The organism is Mesorhizobium sp. M4B.F.Ca.ET.058.02.1.1 (genome assembly GCF_003952505.1).
In the GTDB taxonomy this organism is placed as follows: domain Bacteria; phylum Pseudomonadota; class Alphaproteobacteria; order Rhizobiales; family Rhizobiaceae; genus Mesorhizobium.
The window spans coordinates 446,462-471,150 of record NZ_CP034450.1 but is presented as its reverse complement, the minus strand read 5'-3'; the positions used below and the strand labels follow the sequence as shown (position 1 = coordinate 471,150).

The window sequence follows — 24,689 nt, the reverse complement described above, 5'->3', positions numbered from 1 at the left end:
ACATCCTTGCTGTAGAAAGGATGTGGGATAAGGGGAGATTATGATGCTCGAATGGGCGTCATTACGTGGCAGACCAGACGTTCGAGAGGCCAATGGCCCCTCCTCGTCCGGCGGCGCATCCGATCAGAAGCCTGGCAAGAAGACGGGTATTTCGCTGGCACTCGGCGGTGGCTGCGCGCGCGGCTGGGCCCATATAGGCGTGCTGCGCGCGCTTGACGAGGCCGGCATCGAAGTGTCGATGATCGCCGGCACCTCGATCGGCGCGCTGGTTGGCGGCTGCTACCTGGCCGGCAAGATGGACGAGTTGGAGGAATTCGCCCGCAGCCTGACCAAGCGTCGCATCTTCGGCCTCCTCGATCTCAACCTGCGCGGCAGCGGCCTGTTCGGCGGCATGAAGCTCGACGCAAGGCTGCGCGAGCATCTGGCCGGCATCCGCTTCGAGGATTTGTCGAAGCCCTTCGTCGCCGTCACCTCGGAAATCCGCACCGGCCACGAGATCTGGCTGTCCAAGGGCTCGCTGATCACGGCTATGCGCGCCTCCTACGCGCTGCCCGGCGTGTTCGAGCCGGTGAATTGCAACGGCCGCATTCTGGTCGACGGCGCGCTGGTCAACCCGGTGCCGGTTTCGGTTTGCCGCGCCTACGAGCAGCCGCTCGTCGTGGCGGTCAACCTCCACTATGACCTGTTCGGCCGCGCCGCCGTCATCAAGCACAGCGCCGGTGAACTGGTCATTGAAAAGGACGCGCCGGGACCCGGCAGGGCCGACAGTGTGCACCAGTCGCACCAGACGCGGCTCGGCATCACCGGCGTCATGGTCGAAGCCTTCAACATCATCCAGGACCGGATCTCGCGCGCCAGGCTCGCCGGCGATCCGCCCGATATGTCGCTGCAGCCCAAGCTCAGCCATATTGGCCTGACCGAATTCCATCGCGCCGACGAGGCGATCCGCCTCGGCTACCAGGCGACGATGGCGCAGATAAACGAACTGACCCGCCTGCAGACCGTTCTGGCCTGATCTCAAGCTACAGCCAGGTTTTCAAGCAAGCGCCGCGTCGGTGATGCGGAACTGCACCGTCCGGTTGCCGTTCCAGTAATTGCCGGACAGCGACCCGGCGACATGCACCGTCTTGCCCCGGTTCCTGAACAGGAATTCGCCGAGTGCCGTATCGACGGCGCGAAAGGCGATCGCCTGGATGCGGCCACCGCTTTGCGACTGCAGCTCGGCGCGGATGTGGTTGGTGCCGACCGGTCGCGCATCGGTCAGCCGGTGGCGCGGCAGCGCGAACACCGGCGCCACATGGCCGGCGCCGAACGGGCCGGCCTGTTCCAGCGCATCGAGCAGGGAGAGCGTCGCGCCCTCGGCGGCGAGCGCGCCATCGATCGCCAGGCTTTCCTCGTCCTGCAGCCGGAACACGTCGGCCGCCGCGCGCTCCTCGAAGAAGGCCCTGAGAGCGCCGAGCCCGGCCCGCTCCACCGTGATGCCGGCCGCCATGCCATGGCCGCCGCCCTTGACGATCAGCCCGGCATCGGCCGCCTCGCGCACCAGCCGGCCGAGATCGAATCCCGACACCGAGCGGCCCGAGCCGGTGCCGACCCCATTGGCGTTGAAGGCGATGGCGAAGGCCGGCCGGCGCGCATGGTCCTTGAGGCGTGAGGCGAGCAGGCCGACGATGCCCGGATGCCAGGTCTGGCTGGCGGTGACGACGATGGCCGGGCCATTGCCGCCGGCAAGCTCGGCATCGGCCTCGGTGCGCGCCTCGGCCAGCATCTCCAGCTCCATCTGCTGGCGCTCCTGGTTCAGCCGGTCTAGCGTCTCGGCGATCGTGCCGGCCTCGACCGGATCGTCGGTGGCAAGCAGGCGGCTGCCGAGCGCGGCATCGCCGATGCGCCCCCGGCATTGATGCGCGGCCCGATCAGGTAGGCGAGGTGAAAGGTGCTGATCGGCTCGCCGATGCGCGACACCCGGGAAAGGGCTGCCAACCCCTCGCTTCTCTGCTGGCGCGCCACCTGCAACCCCTTGACCACGAAGGCGCGGTTGACGCCGGTGAGCGGCACCACGTCGCAGACGGTCGCCAGCGCCACCAGGTCGAGCAGCGACAGCAGGTCCGGCGGGGCGGCCTCCGACAGCCGGCTTCGCAGGATCTTCGCCGTCTGCACCAGGCAGAGGAAGACGACGCCGGCGGCGCAAAGATGACCCTGCCCCGAGAGATCGTCCTCGCGGTTGGGATTGACCACAGCATTCGCCACCGGCAGCGGGCCGCCGACCTGATGGTGGTCGAGCACCACGACATCGGCGCCGGCCTGCTTGGCCGCGTCGATCGAAGTGGCGCTGTTGGTGCCGCAGTCGACCGTGACGATCAGCTTGGCGCCGCGCGAGATGAGGTCGCGCATGGCTTCCGGATTGGGACCGTACCCCTCGAAGATACGGTCGGGTATGTAGATTTCCGACGGCACCGAGAAATGCGCGAGGAATCGCTTGAGCAGCGCCGACGAGGCCGCGCCGTCGACATCGTAGTCGCCGAAGATCGCCACCTTCTCCTTGGCGATGATCGCCTCCGCGATGCGGGAGGCGGCCTTGTCCATATCGGTGAGCGAGGCCGGGTTCGGCAGCAGGTCGCGGATCGTCGGGTCGAGGAAGCGCTCTGTCTGCTCCGCGCTGACGCCGCGCCCGGCCAACACCCTTGCCACGATGTCCGGGACGCCATGGCCCTGCGCGATGGCGAGCGCCGTCATGTCCTGCCGTTCAGTCAGCCGATGCTCCCACGAGACACCGGTCGCCGATTGCCTGACATCCAGGAAAAGCCGTCTTTCGCCCGTCATGCGACGCGCCGTCCGCATATTTTCATAGTGCCGATACTAATATGCGACGGCCAATCGGGACGGAATCAAAACTTTTCCAGATCCTGGTGACGCGCTTTGATCTCGCGCACCGTCCGCGACGACGAGCGCAGCACGATCGTGTGCGTGGTGATGTAGGTGCGGCCGAACTTGACGCCGTCGAGCATGTTGCCGTCGGTGACGCCGGTCGCCGCGAACAGCACGTCGCCGCGCGCCATGTCCTTCGCCTGGTAGACCCGCTTCGGGTCGGCAATGCCCATCTTGGCCGCGCGCGCCACCTTCTCCGGCGTATCGAGGATCAGCCGCCCCTGCATCTGGCCACCGGTGCAGCGCAACGCCGCCGCCGCCAACACGCCTTCCGGAGCGCCGCCGGTGCCGAGATAGATGTCGATGCCGGTCTCGTCGGGGTCCGTGGTGTGGATGACGCCGGCGACATCGCCGTCGCCGATCAGCCTTATCGCCGCGCCGGTCGCGCGCACCGCGTCGATCAATTTGGCGTGGCGTGGGCGGTCGAGGATGCAAGCGGTGATGTCGGACACCGCGACACCCTTGGCCTTGGCCAGGCTGGCGATGTTTTCGGCCGGCGTCGCGTCGATGTCGATGACGCCGTCGGCATAGCCCGGCCCGATGGCGATCTTGTCCATATAGACGTCGGGCGCGAATAGCAGGCTGCCCTTTTCCGCGATGGCGATGACGGCAAGCGCATTGGGCAGGTTCTTGGCGCAGATCGTCGTGCCTTCGAGCGGATCGAGCGCGATATCGACCGCCGGACCTATGCCGGTACCGACCTCCTCGCCGATATAGAGCATCGGCGCCTCGTCGCGCTCGCCCTCGCCGATCACCACCGTGCCCTTGATAGCCAGCCGGTTCAGCTCCTGGCGCATGGCGTCGACCGCGACCTGGTCGGCCGCCTTCTCGTCGCCCCGCCCGCGCAGCCTGGCAGCCGCCACCGCCGCCCGCTCGGTGACGCGCACCAGTTCCATGGTGAGTATCCGGTCAAGGCCGGCGACAATGTTCTGGGCCACGTTCATCTGTGGGAAATCCTCGTTGACGCGAGCGGTCGTATCTTGAGTCGCTCTAACACTTGTTTTGAGCAATTCGGCGGGGAAAACCGCTGCGCAGTTTTCCTGGAATTGCTCCCGCCTCCCGCAGAGGCGCGTTTCTTGTGTCAAAGCTCCGTGACAACGGCAAGACTTGGCCGGGGATTTTTTGAAATCCCAGCAATATCAATCGATTGAAGGCGAAGTTGGTCCGAACTATTCGGCCCGTTCGATGCGGATCACCTGCGGCTTGTCAGTCAGGTGGCCATCCTTGGTGATGCCCTCGACGGCCTTGCGCACCGCTGCTTCCGTCGTCTCGTGGGTGACGAGGATGACCGTCTTCTGCGCGTGTGTTTCCGGGCCTGCGGCCTGCTGGACGATCGATTCCAGCGAGATGTCGTTGTCGGCCATGCGCTTGGCGATCGCGGCGAAGACGCCGATGCGGTCATGCACGGTGAGCCGGATGAAATAGCCGCCGGCATGGCTGCGCATCTGGGCCCGCTTGTACGGCCTCAGCTCCTTCGCCGGGCGGCCGAAGACCGGTCCGTGCTGGAAGCCCGGCCGGCTCTTGGCGATGTCGGCGATATCGCCGATCACCGCCGAAGCGGTGGCGTTGCCGCCCGCACCTGGGCCGGAAAGCAGAAGCTCGCCCAGAATGTCGGTCTCGATCGCCACCGCGTTGGTGACGCCGTGCACCTGCGCGATGACGGAAGCCGTCGGCACCATGGTCGGGTGCACGCGCTGCTCGATGCCGCTCTCGGTGCGCTGCGCGACGCCGAGCAGCTTGATGCGATAGCCGAGGTCCCCGGCCGCGCGGATGTCGGCTTGGGTGATGTTGGAGATGCCTTCCATATAGATGTCGTTGGCGGCGATCCTCGTGCCGAAGGCAAGGCTGGTCAGGATCGACAGCTTGTGCGCCGTGTCGTGGCCCTCGATATCGAAGGTCGGATCGGCCTCGGCATAGCCGAGCCTTTGCGCATCCTTGAGGACCGCGTCGAAGGAGATGCCTTCGGCTTCCATGCGAGTCAGGATGTAGTTGCAGGTGCCGTTGAGGATGCCGAAGACCCTGGTGACCGAATTGCCGGCCATCGCCTCGCGCATCGTCTTGATGACGGGGATGCCACCGGCCACCGCGGCCTCGTAATTCAAAAGCACACCCTTCTTCTCGGCGATCTCGGCCAGCTGCACGCCATGCTTGGCCAGCAACGCCTTATTGGCGGTCACCACATGGCGGCCGGCCTCGAGTGCCGCTTTCACCGAGGCTCGCGCGGGTCCCTCGTCGCCGCCGATCAGTTCGACAAAGACGTCGATATCGGCCGCCTCCGCCATCTTGACCGCATCGTCGAACCATTGCGCGCCGCCAAGGTCGACGCCGCGGTCGCGCTTGGGATCGCGGGCCGAGACGGCTGCCACGACGATGTCGCGGCCGCACTGGCGGGTGAGCTCGGCCGCCTTGTCGCGCAACACGCGCGCCACCGAGGCGCCGACCGTGCCGAGGCCGGCAATTCCAACACGCAACGCTTCAGCCATGTCCGGCGATGCCCCTCAAAAATTCGATCGGTGATGTCAGGCGAACTCAGCGGTGCGCGGAGAGCGGCACCACATTGTTGGGCTGCTTGGCGGTGGACGCCAGGAAGCGCTTGATGTTGCGGGCCGCCTGGCGGATGCGGTGCTCGTTCTCGACCAGCGCCACGCGCACGAAATCGTCGCCATGCTCGCCGAAGCCGACGCCCGGCGCCACCGCTACGTCGGCGTGCTCGATCAAGAGCTTGGAGAATTCGAGCGAGCCGAGATGACGAAACTGTTCCGGGATCGGCGCCCAGGCGAACATCGAGGCCGCCGGCGCCGGTATGTTCCAGCCGGCGCGGCTGAAGGAATCGACCATCACGTCGCGGCGCTTGTGGTAGACCTCGCGCACTTCGGCAATGTCGGCGCCATCGCCATTGAGCGCATGCGCCGCCGCCACCTGGATCGGCGTGAACGCGCCATAGTCGAGATAGGACTTGACGCGCGTCAGCGCCGAGATCAGCCGCTCGTTGCCGACGGCGAAGCCCATGCGCCAGCCGGGCATGGAGAAGGTCTTCGACATCGATGTGAACTCGACGCAGACGTCGATCGCGCCCGGCACCTGCAGCACCGAGGGCGGCGGGTTGCCGTCGAAATAGATCTCCGAATAGGCGAGGTCGGACAGGATGATGATGTCGTTCTTCTTGGCGAAGGCGACGACGTCCTTGTAGAAATCGAGCGAGGCGACCAGCGCCGTCGGGTTCGACGGATAGTTGAGGATCAGCGCCAGCGGCTTCGGGATCGAGTGGCGGATGCCGCGCTCGACCGCCGGGATGAAGCCGTCGTCGGGCTCCACCTGCAGCGAGCGGATGACGCCGCCCGACATGATGAAGCCGAAAGCGTGGATCGGATAGGTCGGATTCGGGCACAGGATGACGTCGCCGGGCGCGGTGATCGCCTGCGCCATGTTGGCGAAGCCTTCCTTCGAGCCGAGGGTTGCCACCACCTGCGTATCGGGGTTGAGCTTCACGCCGAAGCGGCGCTGATAGTACGCCGCCTGGGCGCGTCGCAGGCCCGGAATGCCGCGCGACGAGGAATAGCGATGCGTGCGCGGATCGCGCACCACTTCGCACAATTTGTCGACGATGGCCTTCGGCGTCGGCAGGTCCGGATTGCCCATGCCAAGGTCGATGATGTCGGCGCCGCGCGAGCGGGCGCTGGCCTTCAGCCGGTTGACCTGCTCGAACACGTAAGGCGGAAGCCGGCGGACCTTGTGAAATTCTTCCATGTCAGTTCCAGACATTCAAAGGTGGTTTCGGCGCGCGATATATCCCTAATTGCAGCTAGGGTCGAGGGCGGGATCGCATTTCGTCTCGATCTGCTTCAGCGCCTGATCGCCATGGTTCTTGGCCAGCGAGTTGAGCGCCGCCGGGCTTGCGGTCTGGTCGCCGCCACCGCTCTTGGCGAGTTGCGCCTGCTGCTCGCCCTTCAACTGGGCAAGCTTGGCGTCGGTCTCCTCCTTGGTGAGTTGCTTGGCGGCCACCTGCGGCGGGATGTTGAGGTTCGGATAGGAACCGGTGTCCTTTGGCCCTTCGACGCCGGCGACCGGCGCCGCGTTCGTGGTGTTGCTCGTCGAGCAGCCGCCCGCCGCCAGACCGGCAGACAGCAAGGCCATCGCCGCGGCCATGCGGCAAATGCGTGCGCTTGCCGAAAAAACCGTCTTGCCAATATTAATCGTCATATTGTTTTCCTGGCAGCCGGGTTAGAGCGTGTTGGACCCGGTCAGATGTCCCATGATAATATGTCAAGAAAACGCCCCGGGAGGAACCCCGCGAACCATGTCCAAAGCGCCCGATTCGGACAAAGCGGAAGATGGCGGACCTTCGACGGTCGAGCAATATCTGGTCAAGGACCCTGAACGCTTCGCGTTGAACATGGCGCGTATGATCGAGCAGGCCGGCAAGGCGGCTTCCGCCTGGGCCGAGCCGCGCGAGAAGGGGGAGGTGCGCGACCATGTCGCCGAGCCGGTGGTCGACATGGTCAAGACCTTCTCTAAGCTCAGCGAATACTGGCTCTCCGATCCGCAGCGCGCGTTGGAAGCGCAGACGCGGCTCTTCGCCGGCTACATGACGGTGTGGGCAAACGCCATCCAGCGCGTCAGCCCGAATGCCGAGGCGCCGGACGACGCCGTCAAGCCCGAACGCGGCGACAAGCGCTTCCAGGACCCGGAATGGGGCCGCAACGCCTTCTTCGATTTCCTCAAGCAGGCCTATCTCGTCACCTCGCGCTGGGCAGGCGATCTGGTCGAGCATGCCGAGGGGCTCGACGAGCACACCCGCCACAAGGCCAGCTTCTACGTCAAGCAGGTGTCGAACGCGATCGCGCCGTCGAACTTCATCCTGACCAATCCGGAGCTGTTTCGCGAGACCGTCGCGTCCAATGGCGAGAATCTGGTACGCGGCATGAAGATGCTGGCCGAGGACATCGCCGCCGGCAAGGGCGACCTGAAGCTCAGGCAGGCCGACTACTCGCCCTTCGAGATCGGCAAGAACGTAGCGACGACGCCCGGCAAGGTGGTCGGCCGCAGCGACGTCGCCGAGATCATCCAATACGATCCGGCGACCGAGACAGTGCTCAAGCGCCCCTTGCTGATCTGCCCGCCATGGATCAACAAGTTCTATATCCTCGATCTCAACCCACAGAAATCCTTCATCCGCTGGGCGATCGAGCAAGGCCATACCGTCTTCGTCATCTCCTGGATCAATCCAGACGAGCGCCACGGTTCCAAGGGTTGGGAAGCCTATATCCGCGAAGGCCTGCAATACGGCCTCGACATGGTCGAGAAGGCCACCGGCGAGAAGGACGTCAACGCCATCGGCTATTGCGTCGGCGGCACGCTGCTGGCGGCGGCCCTGGCGCTGCTGGCGCAGGAAGGCGACAACCGCATCAAATCGGCGACCTTCTTCACCACGCAGGTCGACTTCACCCATGCCGGCGACCTGAAAGTGTTCGTCGACGAGGATCAGGTGGCGGCGGTCGAGCGCTCGATGAACGAGAAGGGCTATCTCGACGGCACCAAGATGGCGACCGCCTTCAACATGCTGCGCTCGGGCGACCTTATCTGGCCCTATGTCATCAACAACTACATGCGCGGCAAGGATCCCCTGCCCTTCGACCTCTTGTACTGGAACGCCGATTCAACCCGCATGGCGGCGGCCAACCATTCCTTCTACCTGCGCAACTGCTATCTCGAGAACAATCTGTCGCGCGGCACGATGGAGCTTGCCGGCCGCACCGTCTCGCTGGCCGATATCAAGATCCCCGTCTATAACCTGGCGACCAAAGAGGATCACATCGCGCCGGCGCTCTCGGTGTTCCTCGGCTCGCGCTATTTCGGCGGCAGCGTCGAGTATGTGATGGCCGGCTCCGGCCACATCGCCGGCGTCGTCAATCCGCCGACCGCGAACAAGTACCAGTACTGGACGGGCGGCAAGCCGGTGGGCGACTTCGGCCAGTGGTTCGCCTCGGCCGTGGAGCATCCCGGCTCCTGGTGGACGCACTGGCAGCACTGGGTCGAAACCCAGAACAACGCGCGCGTGCAGGCGCGCAAACCCGGCAAGCATATGAAAACCTTGGGGGATGCGCCGGGCACCTATGTCAAGGTGCGCGTGTAACAGACTGTAATGTCTGGTGAGTTGACGGCCCGTCAAAACAGGTCGAAATGGTGGCGTCAACTATCTGGTGGCTTCAATTCGCCTGGAAAAAACGATTACTTCCGAGGCTTGCAGATTTGACACAGGTCCCGTTTCCGGTTTGGGAACAGAACAGTCGTAGCGAGGGGCGTAGAACGCTGCGGCGATGACGAGCCGGCCGGCTACCGAGGGGGAATTTAGTTTTGAAGTCCGGTGGTTGGCGTCTCGCGCGGAGGGAAGGTCGCAGCATTGCGGCAGCGCTTTTCTCCGTGCTTCTGGCCTCCTGCACCTCCGCCGGCGACCCCACCATGTCGGTCGGCATGCCCGGCTATAATGCCACCTCCACCGAGATGAGCGCTGCAACCAGCGCCAAGCCAGCAACATCAACCGATTCGTCGCTGCAGGTGACTTCGGCCTCTTCGGAGGCGATATCGACCGTAATGGGTGATGGCGACAAGCCCTTGCCTGAAAAGGTCGCCTACGTGCCGGTGACGAAGCCGGGATCGGCCTTCCCTATCAACGTGCCGGCCGGTGCCGACACCGTTGCCGGCAACACGCCGCAGCCGCTGGTTCAGCCCGCGCAGACAGCCGAACAGACACAGGTCGTGGCCCAGCAGGTCGCTGCTGGCGACGCCGCCGCGACCGCGCCCAAGCCGCAGGCTGAAGCGGCGGCCGCGCAGCCAATGAACAACGGCGTCTACGTGACGGCGGGCGAAGCACCCCAGCAGCAGATCGCCGCGCCGAAGAAGGGCCTGTTTGCCTCGCTGTTCAGCACCACGCCGGCCTCGGCAGCCCCAGCGCCGCTGGTCAACGCGCGCTCGGGCGAGCAGCCGGCCGTTGCCAAGGCGACTGCGCCCGCCAAGCCGATCATCACGCTCGCTTCCGCCACCCCGGCCGAAAAGCCGGTGCAACTGGCCTCGCTCGACGATCCAAGCAATCACATCACCGGCGCCGATGCCTTGCCCGGCGTGCGCCAGACCGCGCTGTTCGAGATCAAGCGCAAATCCGGCATCGACGATGAGAGCGACGTCGACCTTAACGAGGACGAGGGCGGCTCCTACCAGGTGGCGTCGGCCGCCGGCATGGCGAGGCTGGCGCCCAATGGCCTGCTGAAGCAGAACGAAAGCGTCGACGTCGCCTGCCTGAAGCCGTCGCTGGTGCGCGTGCTGAAGACGATCGAGGGCCACTATGGCCGCAAGATGGTCGTCACCTCAGGCTATCGCGACCCGGCCCGCAACCGCCGCGCCAACGGCGCCAAGAATTCGCTGCACATGTACTGCGCCGCCGCCGACATCCAGGTTCCCGGCGTCTCCAAATGGGAGCTGGCGAGCTACATCCGTACCATGCCCGGCCGCGGCGGCGTCGGCACCTATTGCCACACCGAATCCGTCCATGTCGACGTCGGCCCCGAGCGCGACTGGAACTGGCGCTGCCGCCGGCGCGGCTAGCGACGGCGGCGGCTTACTTCTGCCGGCCGAGGCAAAGCACCGAACATCCCGGAAGATTACGCGAGGCCGAAAACCGCGCCTTTGGCTCGCCGAAAGAGCGGTTTTTGCCACTCTAGAAAAAAGTTGTCGCAGGCAGCGGCAGACGGGTTGCCGGCTGCGAACAACGCAATTATAAGCCGCTTCATCTGAGCGCGCCCATCGTCTAGCGGTCAGGACACCGCCCTTTCACGGCGGTAACAGGGGTTCGATTCCCCTTGGGCGTACCAGCAAGCACTTTGCTGGCAATCTCCCTTCGCTGTCCAATTTATGGCCAATATCCCTCCCGGCTTTGTCGGCGCGGGCGATACCTGTCACGCTCCCGCTCCTCATGCGAAATAGAGGGGGAAATGTGAACTGCCGTTCTTTGCCTGGCTGCTGCGGCTCTCGCCGGCTGCTCTAACAGCGAACCCCGATATGAGGTTTCACAGAGCTCGGCGTCTTCGCCGACCCTTACAACTCTCAGCAGACTACAATCCTCCTGCTGATTGCCGGACTAGCTATCTATGTACTGCTGCGCGGAGGAGACCATGGGTAAGCATTTCAGCGACGAACAGATCGAGGAGTTCCTCAAAGCCTACCTCGCGAGATTTCCTGACGCCGTAGAGCGGATGGAGTGCGTGATGTTGAACCCGTTTGAAGACAACGATGGGTTGATGTCGCGGAACTTCCGGGAAATTTATCAGGTTGCACAGTCGATGGAATTCTTCACGGCATATGCCAAGAACGAGCCGAGCGCGATCCATCATCTAGTTAGAGACGTCGCGCGACGCGTATCTGCCGGGCTGGGACCTATAGAATCAAGAAAAATCAAATACTGAGAAGCTGAGGCCGAGGCTCGTGCTGCTGGCCAGCGGAGAGCAAAGCGATGACAATCTTATATTAGCAACCTATTGTATTTCTGCCGAAGCAGGATCATGCTTGGAGAGCGGGCGGAGGGAGGCCACCAGAGTAACCGTGGTTTGAAGGGGTTAGGTCTATGGAAGCTGTTTGTTACGTTCCCAGCGCATTCTGTCAGTTGTCATTCCTCATCAGCGTCGCGATGACGTTTCTCGTCATGACACCGTTCGCGGCCACGCGCTTGCTGGTGTTGAGGATGCGCAAGCATTCCATGGGAGAGCTTCAGCCCTCTTGAGAGAGGGGGTTCCGATGCGAACGTTTATGCTCATCCTTGTCGCGGTTGCCGCGTTCTTCGCATGGGACGGGCTGTTGAACGATGGCCGGTATACGGATCAGATATTCAATCTCGAATTCCGGCAAGCAGCGCTCAGTCTGCCGAGTGACATTTCCTACGGCTACGAAGGCAAGTTCAACCGCTGACGCATTGAGGCCGGCCCAGTATGCCTGCCTTGCACCGCGCGGCATTTTTTGACCTTGGGAAAAGCCGCAGTCGGCGGCGTGAAGCTCGTGTCCGAGCTCGTAACGGTTATGACCGACCGTGATGCGAATTTCGTCCAGATGGCCGTTCATCGGGTCGCCGCCGAATTGCGAATTGCCGATCGAACTTCGCCTGCGGAAACGAGCCATGTCTACTCAAATTGACGTATGCCCTCCCGTAAAGACAACCTTTGGTACATGTGCTAATAAAGAAATTGCTAATAAAGATCGATCTTACAGGAGGATGCAATGCCGTCCTTGAGGTGGGTTGCTGTTGTCGCGCTTGCCGCGACGCTCAACAATGCGACACCGATAGCCGCCGCCGAAACAGTCGGCAAGGCAGTCGTGATCAAGACTGCCGTCACCGGCGCAACCGGACCGCTGGTGGTCAGCGCACCCGTTCACCGGGACGAACGTATCAGGACATCCAATACCGGGCTTGGCCAATTCGTGTTCATGGATGGCACCAAGCTGGCGGTAGGGTGGGGTTCCTCCGTCGTCATCGACAAGTACGTCTTCAACGATGATAATTCGGTGAAGAACCTTACCATCCGCGCTGCCAAGGGAACGTTTCGCTGGATAAGCGGAAGTTCGTCCTCGTCCGCCTACCAGATCGTCACGCCTGCAGGCACGATAGGCGTGCGGGGAACAGCATTCGATGTTCACATCGCGCCCAACGGCAAAACCGCCGTCGTGCTCCTGAAGGGGTCGGCTCGGTTCTGCAGCGGTGGCGGATGCCGGGAACTGAAGCAGCGTTGCGATTGTGTGGTCGCGTCGCCATCAGGCGCTATGAGCGACGTTACCAAGGTCAATCGATCTGTGCTCACCGCACTCGGCACCCAGCGGGCGTTGCCGTTTCTGACCGGCACTCAGCAGCTTTCGGGAGGCTTCGGTACGGGCGGAAATTGCGGGCTTACGGCCGCCATTCAGCAGGAGCATACGCCGCGGCCGCAGCAGCAACGGGCGCCCAGTCCACCCAGTCCGGGCACACCCAATCCGCCGGATCCGCCGGACCCGCCGGCCCCGCCAACGGATGATGGCAACAACGGTCATGGAAATGACCCCGGCAAGCACGACCCCAGCAATCCCGGAAAATCCTACGGTCCTGGCAAGAAGGGATAGGGCGGCGGCAAGAGCAACGGATAGCTGCTCTTTTTCCTGGCGCTTCCGCTATTCGGCTTCGCTGGCCGGTCGGGGCTAAGTGCTTCTAGATCGGTGTGGCCGAACTCATTGCCCTTGAAGAGCAGCGAGCGCGGCGGTCAACTGCCCTGTCCAAATGCAGGTCAGGAGTTGGAGCCGAATTGTTGCTCCGCATAGCCGGCATTCGCTTCCGCCGCCGCACCCGCCCGTTTGGCAAGAAAATCATCCGCTCTGCGCGATATCCTGCCATAGAAGTCCTGCAAGCCCGCCGGCAGGCCCGCGGCCTTGGCTTTGGCCGCCGCGATGATCTTTCGGCTGCCAGGCGAGCGCGAACGCAACGCTTCGACGAGCTTGCCGTGCAGAAGCCGCAATTCCGCAAAATCCGGCGACGAGGCAACACTTTCATCGCCGACGACGGCATTGATTCTCGTCCTCGCCCTTTTTCCCTTGAGCTCCAGCGATCCCGCGTCGAGGAAAGCCCAGCCTGGCAGCGATCTTACGGTGTCGTCGGACGCGAGGATGTCGAAGCTCACCGTCTTGCACACCGTCTCGATACGCGCTGCGGTGTTCACTGCGTCGCCCACCGCCGAATAGTTGAATCGCGACTCAGCACCCATGTTTCCGACGCAGGCGACGCCGGTATGGATTCCGATGCCGATGCGAACCGTCTGCTCGGCGCCGAATCCGAATGCGTCGCTTTCGTTGAGGCGAGCAATCGTCTCGCGCATGGCCAATGCCGCGCGAACGGCTTTGGCGGGATGATCGGCGACATCGATCGGGGCATTCCAAAAGGCCATGATCGAATCGCCGATGAACTTGTCGAGTGTGCCTTCGTTGGCGGTGACATGACGGCTGAGCGCGTCGAGAAGCGTGTTCAGAAACCGCACGACGGCGGTGGGCGGCAGTCTTTCGCTGATCTCGGTGAAGTTGCGTACATCGACAAACATCACGGTCAGCTCGCGGTCGTCGCCGCCAAGACGAAGCGCGTCGCGGGTGTGCTCGATACGGTAGAGCAGCGATGGCGACAGATATTGACCGAAGGCCCGCCGGATCGCGCGCCGCTCCCGGTCAGTCACCAGGAAGCGGAAAGAGGTGGTCGCGAAATGCGTGATCGAGCCCATGACGATTGGCGCAAACGGGTCGAACAGCAGTCCCGCAAGCGAAAAGGCAAGCCATGATGCGACGAGCGCCATACCGGTGATCGCCAGGCCGCAGGCGAGAGCAATCGCGGGGCTTACGAAAATCGTGAGAAGCACCAGAAGGCTGCCCAGCATCGCGATCGACGCGATTTCCAGCCCGTTTGCCCAGTCGGGCCGCGACAGATAGTGGCCGGACAGTACCTGTTCAACCATCTGCGCGTGGAGCGAGACGCCCGGCACGTTCTCACCGAGCGCCGTGACACGAATATCCTGCAGCCCGGCGGAGGAGGTGCCGACAAACACGATGTTGCCCTCGATCGCGGCCCTTGTTTGGGGCGAGACGCCATTGGGTGCAAGCACGTCCTTCGCCGAAACATACCGTTCCGCCCTGTCGGGACTGACATAGAGCCAGAGTTCGCCTGCCGAGGTCACCGGGATAACGAAGTCGCCGATCTTGACGGAGGTCATTATGCCCTGCCCTTCCGGCGCGCCGGCAATCAGATAGGTGGAGGCGCCCTGCGCTACCCTCATGGCTTCGAGAGCAAGACCCGGATAAAGCTGCTCGCCATCAGTCAGAAAGAGTGGAGCTGTCCTCACGACAGCGGTCGATTTGCCTGGATTGAGGCTGATATGTCCGATGCCGGCGGCATTGGCCTCAAGCTGCGGCCGCAGCGGTGTGGCTGCCCTGATATGGGGAGGAGCATCGACCGGGCTCTCGCCCGTAAAGGCAATGCCAGCCTTCACCTGCGGATGATAGTTCCCTTCGTTGGAGATGCCGTAACCCAGGACAACCGGCTTGCCGGCGATCGACCGGGCGAAGATCTCGTCGTTGTCGGGCAGGCGATCGAGCAGGGCAGGATCGATGCCTGGCACGTCGCGGACAACACTGCGAGGCGACAGACGATCGGGTTCGGCGAAAAGGATGTCGAACGCGATGACTGCCGCGCCAAGCTCCGTCAGTTTGTCGACCAGAGCCGCCATGCGATCCCTGGGCCACGGCCACTGCCCGAACTGCCGCAATGAAGCCTCGTCTATGTCGACCACGCGGACGGGCATCGCCTCGAAGCTGCGAGGTGCCAGCCGCTGATATTGGTCGAACGTCGCTTCGCGGGCGAGTCTCAACGGCTGCGGGTCGCTCGCCCGGACAATGGTAAGCGCCGCTACCAGCGACAAGCCCAGGATGACACCGGCCAACTGAGCGCGTGTCATGACTTCTGCACCAGTTGCCGTGCCGCGAATCCGTCCTGCATGGTCCCGCCCGGGAAGTAGCTTCTCGAACCCCAAGCCTAGGCTGCATTGTTCCCGGCGAATACGCAATCGCCAACCTAGCAGGCAACGCCGAAAGGCCTAGCGCCGGCTCCTGAGATTGAACAGGTTAAGTGAGCATGCGCACGCGCAAGGCTTCGAGTTGACTGGTGTTCTTTGCACTAGGAAACGGCTCGAAAAGCCACCCTCTGCGACAGCCCCCGCCCGCCCTGTTCTCTAGAGCGATCGTCCCGCCGTAGCGCTCGATGATCTCCTTGGCGATGGCCAGCCCCAGCCCCGCCCCCGGTATCGATTGCAGCCGCCCCGGATTGACCCGGAAGAACGGCTCGAACGCCTTGTTGAGCAGTTCCGGCGGAATGCCCGGCCCATCATCGTCGATGGTCAGCACGGCCTGGCCGCCGGCGCTCGTCAGGGCAACGCTGCAGCCCCTGCCATGTGTAGCGGCGTTGACGATCAGGTTGCGCAGAGCCCGCCTGAGGCCAAGCGCGCCGGCCTTGACCGAGACTTTGTCGAGCTGGCCGACAGAGACCGGATGTCCGAGCGAGATCATCTCGGCCTGGATGTCGCGCAGCAGCCTCGCCAGGTCGACCGGCTCGACGGCATCCTGGTTGACCTCCTCGCGCACCAGCCGGATCGCGCTGTCGGCGATGCGGTCGAGCTCATCGAGGTCGTGCAGCCATTTTTCGCGGTCGTCGTCGAGGAATTCAGCCCTGAGCCGCATCCGCGTCATCGGCGTCCTCAGGTCATGGCCGGCGGCGGCGACCAGCCGCATGCGGCTCTCCATCGCCGTCTTCAGCCTGGCGGAGAGCTGATTGAGCGCATGCGCCGTCGCCCGGACTTCCGCCGACCCCTTCTCCGGCACCGCCGCCAGCACGCCGTCCGATCCGATCTTGCTGACCGCCGTCTCCAGCATCTCCAGCGGCCGCACCAGCACGGCGGTGAAATAGACCGAGACCGCCGTGGCGCCGAGCGCGATCAGCGTGATCCAGCCGGCCAGCACGAACCAGACATCGCGCGGTGGATTGAAGTCCGGCACGTCGACGATCATCCAGCGATTGCCGGGCAGCGCGACCGAGGCGACCATGCCGGGACTGCCGGGGTTGCGGCTGACGGTCGCCGAAAGGTCGAGACCGTCGTCATGCAGGATGTCGTTGAGCACTCGCGTGTGCTTGAGGTCCTCGAAACCGTCGGCGGGACGGTCGCTGATGTTGATCGGCGCGTCACTCGGACCGGCCACATGGCCCGGAACCAGTTGCACCATGAGCTGCACCTGGCGGGCGACCGGCCGCATGATGAGCTCGGGGGACGGCCCGCCGAGCACCTTGATCGCGACGAACGTGGCAAGGCCCACGACGCCGACGATCGACGCGACCAGCAGGATGATCAGGCGCCGGCGCAGCGAGGTCATGCTTCGGCCTCGGCCGTCTCGACGCGCGCGGTGAGCTGGTAGCCGCCATTGCGCACCGTCTTGAACAGCGGACCCTCGCCCGCGTCACCGAACTTGCGCCGCAGTCGGCTCATCAGCACGTCGACGGATCGGTCGAGCGGGTCACGCTCGCGGCCTTGCGTCAGATCGAGTAACTGATCGCGCGACAACAGCCGTCCGGGGCGGTCGAGGAAGACCTGCAGCAGGTCGAACTCAGCGCCGGTGAGGTCGATCAGCGCGCCCTCGGCATCCATCACCTTGCGCGTGTCCGGCTCCAGCCTGTAGCCGGCGAACTGGTAGACGCGCACACGCGGCGGAGCCTCTTCCGGTGCTGAGCGCCTGAGCACGGCACGGATGCGGGCGGCAAGCTCGCGCGGGTTGAACGGTTTGCCGAGATAGTCGTCGGCGCCGAGCTCCAGCCCGATGATGCGGTCCACATCCTCCTTCAGCGCCGTCAGTAGGATGACCGGAATATGCGGCTTGCGATCGCGCAGCGCCCTGCAGATGTCGAGGCCCGAGCCGTCGGGCAGCATGACGTCGAGCACGATCAGGTCGAACTGGCCCGAGCCGAGCTTCTGCTCGGATTCGCGCCGGTCAGCCGCCACCGAGACGCGAAAGCCCTGCCCATCGAGATAGCGCCCGAGCAGCGTCCTGATTTCGCGGTCGTCGTCGACGACGAGGATGTGGGGTTGTGCCTGCATTACCTGCCCGCCTGCATTTCCTGCCCTGTTTGCTTGTTTGCCGGCGATTATAGGAGCGCGGCGGGCAAGCGGCATGGAAAATTGCAACCCAATGTTTCCACCCGGCGCCCGGAAACATTGGGAAACAAATCTCCCTTTTGCGGAAACCTTCAGCAACGCGCCGAAGCAAAGCGGCAAAAGACGCTTCCTATCCTCCAGCGATCCGAAGCATGCAGGAAAGGATTACGTCATGCGAAGCAGACTTTTTGCGCTCGGCCTGTTCTCGGTCGCGGCCATTCATCCCGTGCTGGCGGCGCAGCCGGATGCGCCCGGTGACCAGCCGCCGATGCTGGCGCAGCCGGACGGCGCGGACCGGGGGCCAATGCCCTGGCCCGGCCCACATGGGCCGATGCGGCACGGACCGGACGGCTTCGGTCCGGAAGGCCACGGTCCGCAGCGCTTTGGTGAACGCCGGATGGGACCGCCGCCGGAATTCATGCTCGCGGCCCGGCTTTCCGCGCTTGAGACCAAGATCGGTGTGCGATCCGAGCAGCTCGACGCTTGGCGCGACTATACCAGCGCCCTGCAGGCGGTGCTGGCGCCACCGCGGCCCGACCATGGTCCGGGCGGCACCGGCGGGCGCGGCCCCGATGCGGCAGGCAACGGTCCCGCCGGCAAGCCTGAGGCCCGCGATCCCTTCGCCTTCCAGGAGAAGCTGGCCGACGACGTGACGCAGCACGCCATCGCGGCAGCCAGGCTCAAGGACGCGATCTCAGCGCTCCGCACCAAGCTGACGCCCGAGCAGCTCGAGATCCTCGCTTCGGCGGAACGACCCCACGGCCCTCCCCCCGGTCCCTGGGGCAATCCGCCGGACGATGCAGCCGGCCCCGGAGGTCTGCCTGGCGGCGGACAGCTTCCGCCACCCCTACCCCGGAATGGCGAACAACTCTGACCGGCTGCACCGGCCGGCCCGCTGACCCACCCGTTCACGGGCCGGCCGGTTCTGCAGGCGGCAGACTGCAGTCATTGAAAAACGAAAGCACGACAATTGTGGGAAGCCCTGATGATGCTGCGGCTGATCGCCTCCATCGGCCCAGGCCTGCCGATCGGCCACCGCGCCCGCTCCACGCCATTGGTCCTGCCGGCGGAGACGCTCAAGGGCGCGATCCGGCTGAGCTTCGCCGCCTACCGCCTATCGCTTCCGCTCTCCGACCCTTCAAGCAGCAAGAATCATGACCAGAAAATTGCGTAAGAGGCATCTCCTCCTGCTGGCCGCATTGGTTGCGCTCGCCGCCGTCGTGGCGCTGAAAGCCTATGGCCGCGGCGCGCCCGAACCAGCGGCGCGGACGGCCGCTCAGGCCGCCACGCTGACCGTTTCCGTCGAGGTGGTCCGCTCCGAGGCGATCACGGCTTCCGTCAGCGCCACCGCCACGGTCGCCGCCTGGCAGGAAGCGACGATTGGAGCGGAGGAGAGCGGCTTGCGCCTGACCGACGTGCTGGTTGCCGAAGGCGATCATGTGAAGGCGGGCGATGTCGTGGCCCGGCTGGATGACTCGCTGCTCAAAGCCCAGCTCGCGGAGCAGAAGGCAGCGGTCGCGGAGGCGCAGGCGACGCTTGAATCCGCGAAATCGGCAGCCGCCCGCGCCGACAAACTCTTGGCCAGCAACGCCGTCAGCGCCGAGACTGCAGAGGAGAAGACAACCGCCGTCAAGACCGGCAAGGCTGGGGTCGACCAGGCGCAAGCCGCCACTGAGCGGCTGCAGGCCGAGCTCGACCGCACCACCATCCGTGCGCCGTTCGATGGCATCGTCTCCAGCAAGCCGGCGGTCGCCGGGTCGATCGTCCAGGCCGGAACCGAACTGATGAAGATCATCCGCGACGGCAGGCTGGAGGTCGGCGTGCTTGTGCCCGAGAAGGACCTGGCGGCGATCTCCGTTGGGCAGGCCGCCGACGTTGTCGACGCCTCCGGCCGCCACTTTGCCGGCAGCGTTTCCTCGATCGCCGAAACGGTCAACACCACCACGCGGCTCGCCACCGTCTATGTCTCGCTCGGCGAAGCCTCCCGCCTGAAGCCGGGCATGTTCGCCCGCGTCTCGATCGCGACCGCCGCCTCGCAACGGCTGAGCGTCGCCGAAGCCGCGCTTGTCTGGCATGACGGCAAGCCGGCTGTCTTCGTCGTCGACGCTGCCGACAAGGTCAGCGCGCGTCTCGTCACGACCGGCACGCGCCAGAGCGGCCGTGTCGCCATCGAAAGCGGTCTCTCCGAAGGCGATCATGTCGTGGTCGCCGGCGCCGGCTTCCTCTCGGACGGCAATCTGGTGCGCGTCGCCTCCGCCGTGGCCGACGCCGGCGCTGCCGCGGGCTCGACGGGGAGCGCGCAATGAACGCCATTTCTTCCTGGTCGATCCGCAACCCGGTTCCGACCATCGTGCTCTTCCTGTCGCTTACCATCGCCGGCCTCTACGGCTTCATGCAGCTGCGCACCAACAACATGCCCGACATCGACCTGCCGACCGTCACCGTGACTGTGGCGCAGCCGGGCGCGGCTCCGAGCGAGATGGAAGTTCAGGTCGCGCGGGTGATCGAGAATGCCGTGGCGACACTGGAAGGCGTCGACGATGTCTCGACCTCGATCAGCGAGGGCTCGTCCGTCACCACGGTCGAGTTCACCCTCGGCACCGATCCGGAGACTGCCACCAACGACGTCCGCAACGCGGTCTCGGGCGTGCAGTCCAGCCTGCCGGCCGCCGCCCAGACACCGGTCGTGGCCAAGGTCAACGCCAACGGCAATTCGGTGCTGACCTATGTCGTCGAGGCGCCGACCATGTCGCCCGATCAACTGAGCTGGTACATTGACAACGACGTGGCCAAGGCCCTGCTCGGCGTCGACGGCGTCTCCAAGATCACCCGCTCCGGCGGCGTCGACCGTGTCATCCGCGTCGAGCTCGATCCCGACCGCCTGGCCGCGCTCGGCATCAGCGCCGGCGACGTCAGCCAGACGCTGGCATCGAACAACGTCAACCAGCCCGGCGGCCGCGCCACCATCGGCGGCCAGGAGCAGTCTGTGCGCACGCTGGCCAGCGCCACCACGGTCGAGGCGCTCGCCGACACCCGCATGGCGCTTTCCAGCGCCGGCGACGTCAAGCTTTCCGATCTCGGCACCGTGGTCGACAGCTGGGAGAAGCCGCGCCAGGCCGCCTATCTCGACGGCAAGCAAGTCGTTGCCTTCAACGTCTACAGGTCGGTCGGATCGAGCGAGATCGACGTCGTCAAGGCCGCGCGCGCGGCGATCGCCGAAATCGGCGCGAAAGCCACTGGGGCGAAGTTCAGCGAGGTCACCTCCTCGTCCGGTTTCGTGCAGGAAAGCTATGACGCGGCCCTCGAGGCGCTGTGGCTCGGCGCCCTGCTCGCCGTCGGCGTGGTCTGGTTGTTCCTGCGCGACATCAGGGCGACGCTGGTGTCGGCCGTCGCCATGCCGCTGTCGCTGATCCCGACCTTCGCCGTCATGGCGGCCCTGGACATCTCGCTGAGCAACATCACCTTGCTCGCGCTGTCGCTGGTGGTCGGCATCCTCGTCGACGACGCCATCGTCGAGATCGAGAACATCGTTCGCCATATGCGCCAGACCGGCGCCAGCGCCTATCAGGCGGCGATCGAGGCCGCCGACGAGATCGGCCTTGCCGTGGTGGCGACCACCGCGACCATCGTCGCGGTGTTCCTGCCGGTGGCCTTCATGCCCGGCATTCCCGGAAAATTCTTCATCAGCTTCGCCATCGCCGTCTGCGTGTCGGTGCTGTTCTCGCTGCTGGTGGCGCGCATGCTCACGCCGCTGTTGGGCGCCTATCTGGTGCGCGCCGGCGGCCACAGCGAGGACGACCTCCCGGCCTGGGTGCCGACCTATCTCTGGCTGCTGCGCAAGGCGCTCAATTGCCGCTGGATCACGCTGTTCGCCGGCATAGCCTTCTTCGCCGGCTCGATGCTCCTGGCCACGAAACTGCCTACCGAATTCATGGCGGCGGCCGATCGCGGCCGCTCAATGATCTCGGTCGAACTGCAGCCGGGCTCGACGATCGAGCAGACAACGGCCGTGGTGCAGGACATTACAGAGCGCCTCGAGCGTGAACCGGCCGTCGACAGCGTCTTCGCCACGATCGGCACGGCCGCTTCCTCGGGCGGCGGGCCGAACCAGAGTTCGAGCTCGGCCGAGGTGCGCACCGCCACCGTCACGATCAATCTGAAGCCGCGCGCCGAACGCTTGCTCAGCCAGCAGGCGTTCGAAGCCGAAGCCTCGCCGAAGCTGAACGACATTCCTGGTGCCCGCATCCAGTTCGGCGCCGACGGCTTCTCCGGCGCCAAGGTGTCGATCACGCTGGTCGGCGATGATGGCGCAGCGCTCGAAAAGGCGAGCGATGCCCTGATCGACGAGATGAAGTCGGTGCCCGGCCTGATCAACCCGACCTCGACCGCCGCGACCACCAAGCCCGAGCTGATCGTGCGCCCCGACAGCGCCAAGGCGGCCGAGCTTGGTGTCACGCCGACGGAGATCGCTGCGACGGTCAAGATCGCCACCATCGGCGACACCGACACCAACCTGGCGAAGTTCAACCTTGGCGATCGCCAGGTGTCGATTGTCGTCACCCTGCCGGACGGCGTCATCGACGATCCGGCAAAGCTTGCCGTCCTGCCGCTGACCGGCTCCAAGGGCACAGTCCCGCTCGGCGCCGTAGCCGACATCGGCTTCAACGCCGGGCCGAACAGCCTGACCCGGGTGGAGCGCAGCCGCAGCGCCACCGTCGAGGCGGATCTTTCCGGTCTGACATTAGGCGAAGGCACCGCGGCCATCCGCGCCCTGCCGATCATGCGGAGCCTGCCGGCCGGCGTCCACGAGCTGGCGCGCGGCGACGCCGCCCGCATGCAGGAGCTGTTCACCGGCTTCGCCACGGCGATCGCCGCCGGCATCCTGCTGATGTATCTGACGCTGGTCCTCCTGTTCCGCAGCTTCGTCCAGCCGGTGACCATCCTGGTCGCGCTGCCGCTCTCGGTCGGCGGCGCGCTCGGCCTGCTGCTCCTCACCGGCAACGCGCTTGGCGTCACGCCGCTGATCGGCCTTCTGATGCTGATGGGCATCGCGGCGAAGAACTCGATCCTGCTCGTCGAATATGCGCTGGTCGCCGAGAAGGAGCGTGGCCTCGGCCGCTTCGAGGCGCTGCTCGACGCCGCCCGCAAGCGCGCCCGACCGATCGTCATGACCTCGATCGCCATGGGCGCCGGCATGCTGCCGATCGCGCTCGGCATCGGCGCCGACGCCGAGACGCGCGCGCCGATGGCGATCGCGGTGATCGGCGGGCTCCTCTCCTCGACCGTGCTCAGCCTCGTCTACGTGCCCGTCGTCTACACCTTCATGGACGACATCCAGCGCTTCCTCGCCCGCCATTTGAGCAAGCTGCTGGCCGAGGGGCCCGAAGCCGCAAAGCCTACCGTCTCGCCCGAAAGCCTAACCGGGAACGCCTGATCGCCAGGCGACCCCGATTGGATCCTGCAGCTCGACCATCCCGCCAGAGCGCACTGTTCGCGCCCGGCAAAGATCAATCGAATTTGAGGTAACGCGTATGACGAGTTGGGTTAGGCTGAGCGTCGTCATGCTGGCGGCGACCACGCTCGCCGGGTGCGTCGTCGGCCCGGACTATCAGAAGCCGCTTCTGCCGATGCCGGCGGCCTGGAGCAGCCAGAAGAAGGCTTCGCCGGCAAAGCCGGCACAATTGTCGAAATGGTGGCAGCGGCTGAGCGACCCGGAGCTCGACGCGCTCGTAGAGGAAGCGGTTGCCGGCAATCTCGACGTCGCCACCGCCAAGGCCAGGATACGCGAGGCCCGCGCCAGCTATCGCCAGAGCGCGGCGAGCCTGTTCCCGTCCGTGGACAGCTCGGGATCGGCAACGCGCAACAAGTCAGCCGTGACCACCTCGGGTTCGGACAGTGTCTACAGCGAATATCAATCCGGTTTCGACGCCAGTTGGGAACTGGACCTGTTCGGTGCTAACCGCAGAAGCGTCGAGGCGGCCCGCTACGGGCTGGATGCGTCAGAGGAAGAGCTGCGCTCGACGCTGCTCACAATGATCGGCGATGTCGCCTCGAACTACGCCCAGGCGCGCGGTTATCAGGCCCGTATTCAACTTGCCCGCCGCTCGGCGGCGTCGCAAAAACAGACCGCGGCCCTTACCCGCACCATGGCTGAAGCCGGCACGGCGACGGCAGCCGATGTCGCCAAGGCCATGGGACAGGCAGCGAGCACCGAGGCCGACGTGCCGACGCTGGAGGCAAGCTATGCCGAGGCGGTGCACCGTCTTTCCGTCCTCACCGGACGGCCGCCGGCGGCTCTGAACGACAGGCTGAAGCGTGGCGCGCCTATTCCCGCGCCTCGCCTGCCGGTGCCGGCCGGCATTCCCGCCGATATCCTGCTTGCCCGCCCCGACGTGCGCCTGGCGGAGCGGCAATACGCTCAGTACACCGCCAGGATCGGCCAGGCCGAGGCGGCCCGCTATCCGAGCGTCAGCTTGACCGGGAACATCGACACCTCGGCCCTCAGGCTCGGCGATCTCGGCAAGAACTCGACCATCGGCTGGTCCTTTGGGCCGACGCTCAGCGTGCCGCTGTTCAGCGCCGGCAAGCTGGAGGCAGCCGCCGACGTCGCCAGGACCGAGCGCGACAAGTATTTCATCGCCTACAAGGCATCGGTGCTGACGGCGCTGGAGGATGTGGAAAACGCCAGCGTTTCGCTGACGCAGGAGCGCATCAGGAATGGCAAGCTTGCCTCGTCGGCGAAATCCTACGGCGACGCGGCGCGTCTCGAGCGGACGCTCTACACGTCCGGCGAAACCAATTTGCTCGATGTGCTGGACGCTGAGCGCTCGCTCTATTCGGCCGAGGACACGATGCTGCAAAGCCGCGTCTCCTTGGCCACCGACTACATCGCGCTCAACAAGGCACTCGGCGGTGGCTGGGACGGCGTCATCGACAGTGCAAAGCCCGAAATCGTCGACGCCAGCACCGGCCCCAGGCTGGCCGCGAAGACGCAATGACATTGGAGGCAGAGTTCAACAGCGC

General features: G+C 65.0%; 18 protein-coding genes, 1 tRNA gene and 1 pseudogene. 11 read left to right on the top strand and 9 right to left on the bottom strand.

The annotated features are described in order from the left end of the window. Positions 1-43 precede the first annotated feature (43 nt). Positions 44-1,015, top strand: a complete 972-nt coding sequence (locus tag EJ073_RS02275) for a patatin family protein (protein ID WP_126054251.1) — start codon at positions 44-46, stop codon at positions 1,013-1,015. Between the two features lie 21 nt (positions 1,016-1,036). Here the strand turns inward: EJ073_RS02275 and recJ are convergent. The 5 genes and pseudogenes from recJ to EJ073_RS02250 form a co-directional block, all read right to left on the bottom strand. Continuing rightward, positions 1,037-2,820 (bottom strand): annotated as a pseudogene (gene recJ / locus EJ073_RS02270) (single-stranded-DNA-specific exonuclease RecJ). Between the two features lie 65 nt (positions 2,821-2,885). Then, on the bottom strand, positions 2,886-3,869 hold the full coding sequence (gene glpX, locus EJ073_RS02265; RefSeq protein WP_126054250.1) for a class II fructose-bisphosphatase: 984 nt from the start codon (positions 3,867-3,869) through the stop codon (positions 2,886-2,888). Between the two features lie 225 nt (positions 3,870-4,094). After that, the gene (locus tag EJ073_RS02260) at positions 4,095-5,408 is read right to left on the bottom strand and encodes a homoserine dehydrogenase (protein WP_126054249.1); all 1,314 of its coding nucleotides are present in this window, start codon (positions 5,406-5,408) and stop codon (positions 4,095-4,097) included. A gap of 46 nt (positions 5,409-5,454) precedes the next feature. Further along, entirely contained in the window at positions 5,455-6,672 is a 1,218-nt protein-coding gene (locus EJ073_RS02255; RefSeq protein WP_126054248.1) for an LL-diaminopimelate aminotransferase, read from the bottom strand. A gap of 45 nt (positions 6,673-6,717) precedes the next feature. Then, positions 6,718-7,125: a hypothetical protein gene (locus EJ073_RS02250; RefSeq protein WP_127407160.1), complete on the bottom strand. Its 408-nt coding sequence runs from the start codon at positions 7,123-7,125 to the stop codon at positions 6,718-6,720. Positions 7,126-7,222: 97 nt separating this feature from the next. Here EJ073_RS02250 and phaC point away from each other — a divergent pair, with 97 nt between their 5' ends. The 4 genes from phaC (at position 7,223) to EJ073_RS02230 (ending at position 11,381) form a co-directional block, all read left to right on the top strand. Beyond that, positions 7,223-9,058: a class I poly(R)-hydroxyalkanoic acid synthase gene (phaC, locus tag EJ073_RS02245; RefSeq protein WP_126054247.1), complete on the top strand. Its 1,836-nt coding sequence runs from the start codon at positions 7,223-7,225 to the stop codon at positions 9,056-9,058. Positions 9,059-9,384: 326 nt separating this feature from the next. After that, positions 9,385-10,524, top strand: coding sequence for a YcbK family protein (locus EJ073_RS02240; RefSeq protein ID WP_245455454.1), 1,140 nt, complete (start codon positions 9,385-9,387; stop codon positions 10,522-10,524). A gap of 191 nt (positions 10,525-10,715) precedes the next feature. Then, positions 10,716-10,790, top strand: a tRNA-Glu gene (locus EJ073_RS02235). Between the two features lie 300 nt (positions 10,791-11,090). Continuing rightward, positions 11,091-11,381 carry a hypothetical protein gene (locus tag EJ073_RS02230; RefSeq protein ID WP_126054245.1) on the top strand — a complete coding sequence of 97 codons (291 nt, stop codon included), beginning with the start codon at positions 11,091-11,093 and terminating at the stop codon, positions 11,379-11,381. A 301-nt stretch (positions 11,382-11,682) separates the two neighbouring features. Here the strand turns inward: EJ073_RS02230 and EJ073_RS02225 are convergent, their stop codons facing one another. Continuing rightward, on the bottom strand, positions 11,683-12,087 hold the full coding sequence (locus EJ073_RS02225) for a hypothetical protein (protein WP_126054244.1): 405 nt from the start codon (positions 12,085-12,087) through the stop codon (positions 11,683-11,685). Positions 12,088-12,186: 99 nt separating this feature from the next. On the opposite strand from EJ073_RS02225, the gene EJ073_RS02220 reads away from it, so the two are divergent. Next, a complete protein-coding gene (locus EJ073_RS02220) occupies positions 12,187-13,059 on the top strand; it encodes a FecR domain-containing protein (RefSeq protein ID WP_126054243.1) in 873 nt (290 codons plus the stop codon). A gap of 161 nt (positions 13,060-13,220) precedes the next feature. On the opposite strand, the gene EJ073_RS02215 is transcribed toward EJ073_RS02220, so the two are convergent. The 3 genes from EJ073_RS02215 to EJ073_RS02205 all read right to left on the bottom strand — a co-directional run bounded on the left by EJ073_RS02215 (position 13,221) and on the right by EJ073_RS02205 (position 17,609). Beyond that, positions 13,221-15,425 carry an adenylate/guanylate cyclase domain-containing protein gene (locus EJ073_RS02215; protein ID WP_126059059.1) on the bottom strand — a complete coding sequence of 735 codons (2,205 nt, stop codon included), beginning with the start codon at positions 15,423-15,425 and terminating at the stop codon, positions 13,221-13,223. Positions 15,426-15,591: 166 nt separating this feature from the next. Next, positions 15,592-16,890, bottom strand: coding sequence for an ATP-binding protein (locus EJ073_RS02210; protein ID WP_126054242.1), 1,299 nt, complete (start codon positions 16,888-16,890; stop codon positions 15,592-15,594). Further along, positions 16,887-17,609, bottom strand: a complete 723-nt coding sequence (locus EJ073_RS02205; RefSeq protein ID WP_126054241.1) for a response regulator transcription factor — start codon at positions 17,607-17,609, stop codon at positions 16,887-16,889. Before EJ073_RS02205 ends, EJ073_RS02210 begins: the two co-directional genes overlap by 4 nt. A gap of 229 nt (positions 17,610-17,838) precedes the next feature. Between EJ073_RS02205 and EJ073_RS02200 the strand changes: the two genes are divergently transcribed. The 5 genes from EJ073_RS02200 to EJ073_RS02180 all read left to right on the top strand — a co-directional run bounded on the left by EJ073_RS02200 (position 17,839) and on the right by EJ073_RS02180 (position 24,664). Continuing rightward, positions 17,839-18,540, top strand: coding sequence for a hypothetical protein (locus EJ073_RS02200; RefSeq protein WP_126054240.1), 702 nt, complete (start codon positions 17,839-17,841; stop codon positions 18,538-18,540). A 111-nt stretch (positions 18,541-18,651) separates the two neighbouring features. Continuing rightward, the gene (locus tag EJ073_RS02195) at positions 18,652-18,840 is read left to right on the top strand and encodes a hypothetical protein (protein WP_245455453.1); all 189 of its coding nucleotides are present in this window, start codon (positions 18,652-18,654) and stop codon (positions 18,838-18,840) included. Then, the gene (locus EJ073_RS02190; RefSeq protein WP_126054238.1) at positions 18,821-19,972 is read left to right on the top strand and encodes an efflux RND transporter periplasmic adaptor subunit; all 1,152 of its coding nucleotides are present in this window, start codon (positions 18,821-18,823) and stop codon (positions 19,970-19,972) included. Before EJ073_RS02195 ends, EJ073_RS02190 begins: the two co-directional genes overlap by 20 nt. Continuing rightward, the gene (locus EJ073_RS02185) at positions 19,969-23,100 is read left to right on the top strand and encodes an efflux RND transporter permease subunit (RefSeq protein ID WP_126054237.1); all 3,132 of its coding nucleotides are present in this window, start codon (positions 19,969-19,971) and stop codon (positions 23,098-23,100) included. Before EJ073_RS02190 ends, EJ073_RS02185 begins: the two co-directional genes overlap by 4 nt. 97 nt (positions 23,101-23,197) lie before the next feature. Continuing rightward, on the top strand, positions 23,198-24,664 hold the full coding sequence (locus tag EJ073_RS02180) for an efflux transporter outer membrane subunit (RefSeq protein WP_126054236.1): 1,467 nt from the start codon (positions 23,198-23,200) through the stop codon (positions 24,662-24,664). Positions 24,665-24,689 lie beyond the last annotated feature (25 nt).